This window comes from Streptomyces sp. NPDC059455, assembly GCF_042750115.1.
Taxonomy (GTDB): domain Bacteria; phylum Actinomycetota; class Actinomycetes; order Streptomycetales; family Streptomycetaceae; genus Streptomyces; species Streptomyces endocoffeicus.
This window is the reverse complement of record NZ_JBHYVB010000036.1, coordinates 37,894-44,233: the sequence shown is the minus strand read 5'-3', so window position 1 is coordinate 44,233 and position 6,340 is coordinate 37,894. Positions and strand designations below refer to the sequence as shown.

Annotated in this window: 5 protein-coding genes and 1 pseudogene; 3 read left to right on the top strand and 3 right to left on the bottom strand. The window is 71.2% G+C overall.

The window, feature by feature from the left end:
• Window positions 1-50 precede the first annotated feature (50 nt).
• The 3 genes from ACFXB5_RS15615 to ACFXB5_RS15605 form a co-directional block, all read right to left on the bottom strand.
• Window positions 51-1,745, bottom strand: coding sequence for a nitrite/sulfite reductase (locus ACFXB5_RS15615; RefSeq protein ID WP_385207545.1), 1,695 nt, complete (start codon window positions 1,743-1,745; stop codon window positions 51-53).
• Between the two features lie 219 nt (window positions 1,746-1,964).
• On the bottom strand, window positions 1,965-2,048 hold the full coding sequence (locus ACFXB5_RS15610; RefSeq protein ID WP_309471194.1) for a putative leader peptide: 84 nt from the start codon (window positions 2,046-2,048) through the stop codon (window positions 1,965-1,967).
• A 92-nt stretch (window positions 2,049-2,140) separates the two neighbouring features.
• Window positions 2,141-2,674 (bottom strand): GNAT family N-acetyltransferase, encoded by a 534-nt coding sequence (locus ACFXB5_RS15605; RefSeq protein WP_385207542.1) that lies wholly within the window; start codon window positions 2,672-2,674, stop codon window positions 2,141-2,143.
• A 91-nt stretch (window positions 2,675-2,765) separates the two neighbouring features.
• On the opposite strand from ACFXB5_RS15605, the gene ACFXB5_RS15600 reads away from it, so the two are divergent.
• From ACFXB5_RS15600 to ACFXB5_RS15590, 3 genes and pseudogenes are all read left to right on the top strand, one after another.
• Entirely contained in the window at window positions 2,766-4,025 is a 1,260-nt protein-coding gene (locus ACFXB5_RS15600) for a helix-turn-helix domain-containing protein (protein WP_385207539.1), read from the top strand.
• Window positions 4,026-4,218: 193 nt separating this feature from the next.
• Window positions 4,219-4,773: a hypothetical protein gene (locus tag ACFXB5_RS15595; protein WP_385207536.1), complete on the top strand. Its 555-nt coding sequence runs from the start codon at window positions 4,219-4,221 to the stop codon at window positions 4,771-4,773.
• Between the two features lie 229 nt (window positions 4,774-5,002).
• Window positions 5,003-6,193, top strand: a pseudogene (locus ACFXB5_RS15590) (YihY/virulence factor BrkB family protein); the annotation flags it as partial.
• Window positions 6,194-6,340: the final 147 nt, after the last annotated feature.

Below are 6,340 nucleotides of genomic sequence, written 5' to 3'. Positions count from 1 at the left end.
CGTCGCTGCGCGGCTCCTCAGTCCAGCCCGCGCAGCGCGCCGGGACACGCTCATGTGAGGGCCTCCTCCTTGGCCCGCGCGGCCCAGGTGGCGAAGCGCTCGCCGTCCTCGCGCTCCTCCTGGAAGCGGCGCAGCAGCCGCTCCACATAGTCGGGGAGCTCGGCGGCGGTGACCTTCAGCCCGCGCACCTTGCGGCCGAAACCCGGCTCCAGGCCCAGGGCCCCGCCCAGGTGCACCTGGTAGCCCTCGACCTGCCGGCCGTTGTCGTCCATGACCAGCTGGCCCTTGAGACCGATGTCCGCCACCTGGATCCGGGCGCAGGCGTTCGGGCAGCCGTTGAGGTTGATGGTGATCGGCTCGTTGAACTCGGGCAGCCGGCGCTCCAGCTCATCGATGAGCCAGGAGCCGCGCGCCTTGGTCTCGACGATCGCCAGCTTGCAGAACTCGATACCGGTGCAGGCCATCGTGCCGCGCCGGAACGGGGACGGCTTGACCTGGAGATCCAGCGCCTCCAGCCCGGCGACCAGCGAATCCACCTGGTCCTCGGTCACATCGAGCACGATCATCTTCTGCTCGACGGTGGTGGTCAGCCGCCCGGAGCCATGCGCCTGGGCCAGGTCGGCGATCTTGGTGAGGGTGGCGCCGTCCACCCGCCCGACGCGCGGCGCGAAGCCGACGTAGTAGCGGCCGTCCTGCTGGCGGTGCACTCCGATGTGGTCACGCCACTGCTGGACGGGCTGCTCGGGAGCCGGGCCGTCGGACAGCGGGCGCTTCAGGTACTCGTCCTCCAGCACCTGGCGGAACTTTTCCGGGCCCCAGTCGGCGACCAGGAACTTCAGCCGGGCGCGGGTGCGCAGCCGCCGGTAGCCGTAGTCGCGGAAGATGGAGACGACACCGGCCCAGACCTCCGGGACCTCCTCCAGCGGGACCCAGGCGCCGAGCCGGACGCCGATCTTGGGGTTGGTGGAAAGACCGCCGCCGACCCACAGGTCGAAGCCGGGGCCGTGCTCGGGGTGGCGGACGCCGACGAACGCGACGTCGTTGATCTCGTGCACCACGTCGAGCACCGGCGAGCCGGAGACCGCGGTCTTGAACTTCCGCGGCAGGTTGGAGAACTCCTTGCTGCCGATGTAGCGCCGGTGGATCTCGTCGATGGCGGAGGTGCCGTCGATGATCTCGTCCTCGGCGATCCCCGCCACCGGCGAGCCGATGATCACACGCGGGGTGTCACCGCACGCCTCGGTGGTGGACAGCCCGACGGCCTCCAGCCGCTTCCAGATCTCGGGCACGTCCTCGATCCGGATCCAGTGGTACTGGATGTTCTGCCGGTCGGTGATGTCCGCGGTGCCGCGCGCGAACTCCTCCGAGATCTCGCCGACGACCCGCAGCTGCTCGGTGGTCAGCCGGCCGCCGTCCACCCGCACCCGCATCATGAAGTACTCGTCGTCCAGCTCCTCCGGCTCCAGGATCGCGGTCTTGCCGCCGTCGATCCCGGGCTTGCGCTGGGTGTACAGACCCCACCAGCGCATCCGGCCGCGCAGATCGGCGCCGTCGATGGAGTCGAAGCCGCGGTGGGCGTAGATCGTCTCAATGCGTGTCCGCACATTGAGACCGTCATCGTCCTTCTTGGTCTGCTCGTTGCCGTTGAGAGGGGTGAAGTGCCCCGCGGCCCACTGGCCTTCGCCGCGGTGGCGTCCGGCCTTGCGGCGGGGCGTAGCGCTTGCGCGTTCCGGGGTGGCAGCCATGGCGGTGTATGTCCTTCGATGCGACTCTGGTGCGGCGGGTAGTACGTTGGCGCGCACCGTCTGACCTGCGCATGCGCAGGCGGGCAGGGGCGTACGGCGGTGACCGGTGCGATGCGGCGGGGAGTGTCGAGACGTGCGCGCTCGCCCACGTCGTCGGGGGCGTGCGGAAGATGTGGTGGTGCTGCCCGGGGCCTGATGACGGCCCTGTCGAGGTGCGGGTCAGCCCGCCGGACAGATCGCGCTGGACATGCGGCCGAGGTCGACGTGGCGTCGACTCACCAAGGCAATTCCAGCTCGAGACATGATGGAAGCGTCGCATGGTGGTCTCTGACGAGTCCACCTTTATCCACTATGCGGACGAATCTGTCTCGAGATGCAAGACGTTGTGGTGTTGGTCACTCCTCGTCCGCGGTCTTGACGTCGAACACCCGGAAGCCCCGGCGGCGGTAGTTGTCCAGCGCGTACGGCCCGTCCTTGCTGCAGGTATGCAGCCACACCCGCTTGGTCGGCACCCGGTCCGGCCAGCGGTCGGCCAGGTCCCAGGCGCGGGAGGTCCCCCAGGTCAGCAGATGCCCGCCGATGCGGCGGCCCCGGAAGGCGGGCAGCAGACCGAAGTACACGATCTCCACCACGCCCTCGTCCTGGCCCTCCAGCTCGATGTACCCGGCCGGGGTCCCGCGCTCGTACGCCACCCAGGTCTCCACACCGGGCCGGTGCAGATAGTCCTCCCACGCCTCCCGCGACCACACCAGCCGGTCGGTCCACGACACATCCGAGCCCACCGACGTGAAGAGGAAGTGGCTGAACTCGGGGCTCGGCACCTCGGCCCGGGCGATCCGCACCGCGGCCGTGGCGGGCGGCTCCTGCGCCGGGCTGAGATCGGAAGGAGCGGTCTGCTCCAGGTGCCACGTGGTCACGGTGATGGTCATGGTGGACAGACAACCACGAACGCCGTTGACTCGCCTTGACGGGTATCGCTCAAGCGGGGAGGGCGGGGTCGGGGTGTCCGGGAACGGGGACATGGAGGAGTTCGCGGAGCTGTTGCGCGAGCTCAAGGGGAGGACGAACCGCAGCTACGCGGCGCTGGCGGCGCGCAGCGGGGTGAGCGCGTCGGCGCTCCACCGCTACTGCTCGGGGGCGAGCGTGCCCGGCGACTACGAGGTGCTCGCGCGGTTCGGCAAGGTGTGCGGCGCCGGTGGTGAGGAGCTGCTGGAACTGCATCGGCGGTGGGTTCTGGCCGATGCGGAGCGTAAGCGGGCGGTTTCGCGGGCGCCGGTCGCGGTGTCGGCGGGGCGGGCCGGGGCCGGCGGGTCCGCCACGGAGGACGTCTCACGGGTCGAGACGGCGGGTGGGTTGGATGTCGAGACGGGGACGGAGTCGGGGTCGGGGCCCGGTGCGGCCGCGGAACCGGAACCGGAACCTGGACCGGAGTCTGGCCCCGGGGCGGAGCCTGCCCCCGGGTCGGAGTCTGACCCCGGGCCGGAGCCCCTGCGCACCGCTCCGGACCCGGCCCCGGAGCCCGGGTCCGCCGCGCCGCCGTCGCGTCGTCGGCCACTGCTCGTCGTACTCGCCCTGGCCGTGTTCGCCGCCGCCGGGGTGGCGGCCGCGCTGTTAGGGCGGGCGCTGACGTCATCGGACGGGTCGGGCGGGTCGGGCAGGTCCTCGGGCGACCGACCGTTGCTGTCCTCCCGCTGTCCGGTCGTGGTGAGCATGGGGCAGTCGGACGCGTGTGTGCACGAGCTTCAGTCGCTGCTCGCCCGCGCGGGCGGCAGGCTCGACGTCGACGGGGCGTTCGGGCCGGTCACCCAGATGCGTGTCGTGGTGTTCCAGCTCCGCAGCGGGCTGACGCCCGACGGATCGGTGGACGAGCGGACCAAACGCGCGCTCTACGAGGACGAGGGCAAGCCGCTCGACACCTGGACGCCGGACCGGGTCACCCGGCGCATCCGCGAGGTCTTCACCGAGGACCCCGAGCGCGCGGTCGGCATCGCGGACTGCGCATCGTACCTCGATCCCCTCTATACGCTGCCCAACTCCAACGCCACCCGGAACTGGGGCGTCTTCCAGCTGTACGACGGCACGCTGCGCAAGCTGGGCGGCACCCGGGAGCAGGCGCTGGACCCGGACTGGAACATTCGCGCGGCCCATCGGCTGTGGGCGCTCACCCATGACTTCAGCGCCTGGAAGGCCTGCGACCGCGCCTACCGCGCCGGATCGAAGGGAGGCAGCCCCGGAGACAAGGGGGACAAGGGCGCCAAGGAGGCCGGGAAGGGGAGCTGATCACCGCATGCCGTGCCGCCCGGCATCCCACCGGGCATCCCAGCCTCCGCCGTCCCCGCAGCTCACGGACGGTTTCCGATCCCGCTGTCCCGATTTCCCCGGTGAGTCGCCCGCCCGACCCGGAGGGCTGGGATCGTGCTGCCGCCGTCCTCGACGGCCCACGGATCCGCAGACGAAGGAGACGAAGACGACCATGGCTGTGACCAGCACCCGGATCAGACTCGGCGCCCTGCTCGGCGGCGCGGTCCTCGCCGCCACCGGCGTGTCCACCGCCCAGAGCGCGGCGGCCGCCCCCAGTGCCCCCGTGGCCGCCGACGCGCCCTCCGCCGCCGCGGTGACCAAGCTCAGCCACTCCGACGCGGCGAACCGGCTGCGCGGCGCCGGGGTCTCCTGGACATCCAGCGGGGGCTGCTCGGACCGCAACAACCCGACGTGTACCTCGTTCGAGCAGATCAACCTGACCACCGTGCAGGGTGCCATCACCCTCAAGGGAGCCACCGGCTGCGCGCTCACCATCACCGGCGGCACGGAGACCGGGCACGCATCCGGTACGTACAGCCACTGGAACGGCTACAAGCTGGACTTCAGCCCCACCAGCTGTCTCAGCAACTACATCACCGGCACCTTCACCAACATCGGCCCGCGCCCCGGTGACGGCGCCCAGCAGTACAAGTCCGGTTCGGGCAACGTCTACGCCCGCGAGAGCAACCACTGGGACGTGACCTACTACAACTGCGGAGGCTGCTGACCCGCGGCCCCCCGCGGCCCCCGCGCTCCCACCGACCGTCCGGACGGCTGCAACGCGGCGCAACCTTTGCGCATGGCTGTAGTCGGCACGGACAGTGGGCCCGGCGGGCGGAGGGTGGTGCCGAGTCGGCGCGGCATCCCCTCCGCCAACGCCTGTGCGACGACCTTTTGCGCGGATTCGGCCTGGTCACCGGATGAGCGGCGGTGAAAGCGCCGGATACGGTGAGAAGGTGCAGCCAGCAGAAGAACCATCGAAGCCGTCCGGCCGGCTCCGCAAGGCCCGCGCCCTGTACCGCAATGTGTCCAAGCGCAGGATGGCCTGGCTGCTGCTGAAGGACACCATCAATTCCTGTATGGAGTACCGGGTCACCGGGCTCGCCGCCGAAGCGGCCTTCTTCACCCTGCTGTCGCTCCCGCCCCTGCTGCTCGCCCTGATCGGGCTGCTCGGCTACTTCGACGCCTGGACCAGCACCGACACGGTGGCCACCATCCGGCAGAACATTCTCGACGCCTCCGCGACCGTGCTGTCCGACCGGGGCGTCAAGGAGATCGCCCGGCCGCTGCTGGACGATGTGATCAAGGGCGGGCGGCCCGATGTGATCTCCTTGGGCTTCGCCATCGCACTGTGGTCCGGCTCCCGCGCGGTGAACGTGTTCGTGGACACCATCACGATCATGTACGGGCTGGAGGGGAAGCGCGGGATCGTCAAGACCCGTCTGCTGTCCTTCCTGCTCTATCTGGTGGCGCTCGTGGTCGGGGCGGTGGCGCTGCCGCTGATGGTGATCGGGCCGGAGGCGGTGGTGGACCTGGTGCCGTCCAGCGGGGATCTCGTACCGGTCCTGTACTGGCCAGTGGTGATCGTGCTGTCCATCGCCTTCCTCACCACGCTCTACCACGTGTCCGTACCGGTGCGCTCGCCGTGGCCGGAGGACATCCCCGGTGCGCTGGTGGCCCTCGCGATATGGGTGCTGGGCAGCTTCCTGCTGCGGATCTACCTGGTGCATACGGTCGAGGGCCCGACGATCTACGGCTCGCTTGCCGCACCCGTCGCGGTGCTGTTGTGGATCGGGGTGTCCGCCTTCGCGGTGCTGGTCGGGGCGGCGGTCAACGCCGCGATCGACCGGGTCTGGCCCTCGGTGGCCACGGCCGCCGGGCGTGCCGAGCGCGCCGCCCGCGCCCGGGAGGAGGTGGCCCGGCTGCGGGCGAAGGAGCAGCGCACGGCGGACGACGGCGCGGCGGAGATCACCCCGCCGTCGGAGTTCCCCGAGCGCTGGGCCCAGTTCCTGCCGCACGGCGACATACGCTCCCGGCTGCACACGAAGCGCGAGGCGGGGGAGAAGCCGAGCGAGAAGCCGGGGGAGAAGGTCGCCGGGAAGGCCGAGTCGGCCGGGAAGCCCGCTGGTCGGCCCGCCGATCAGGCCCCGGGGAAGGCGCAGCCCACGGGGACACAGCCCTCGGGGACGGCGGCCGGGGAGCCCCCGGGGGCCGCCCGCCCGCGCCGCCGGGGGCCCGGCCGCGGCCGGCGCGGCCCCGCGGGCCCCCCGCCCCCGCCCCCCGCCCACCCCGCC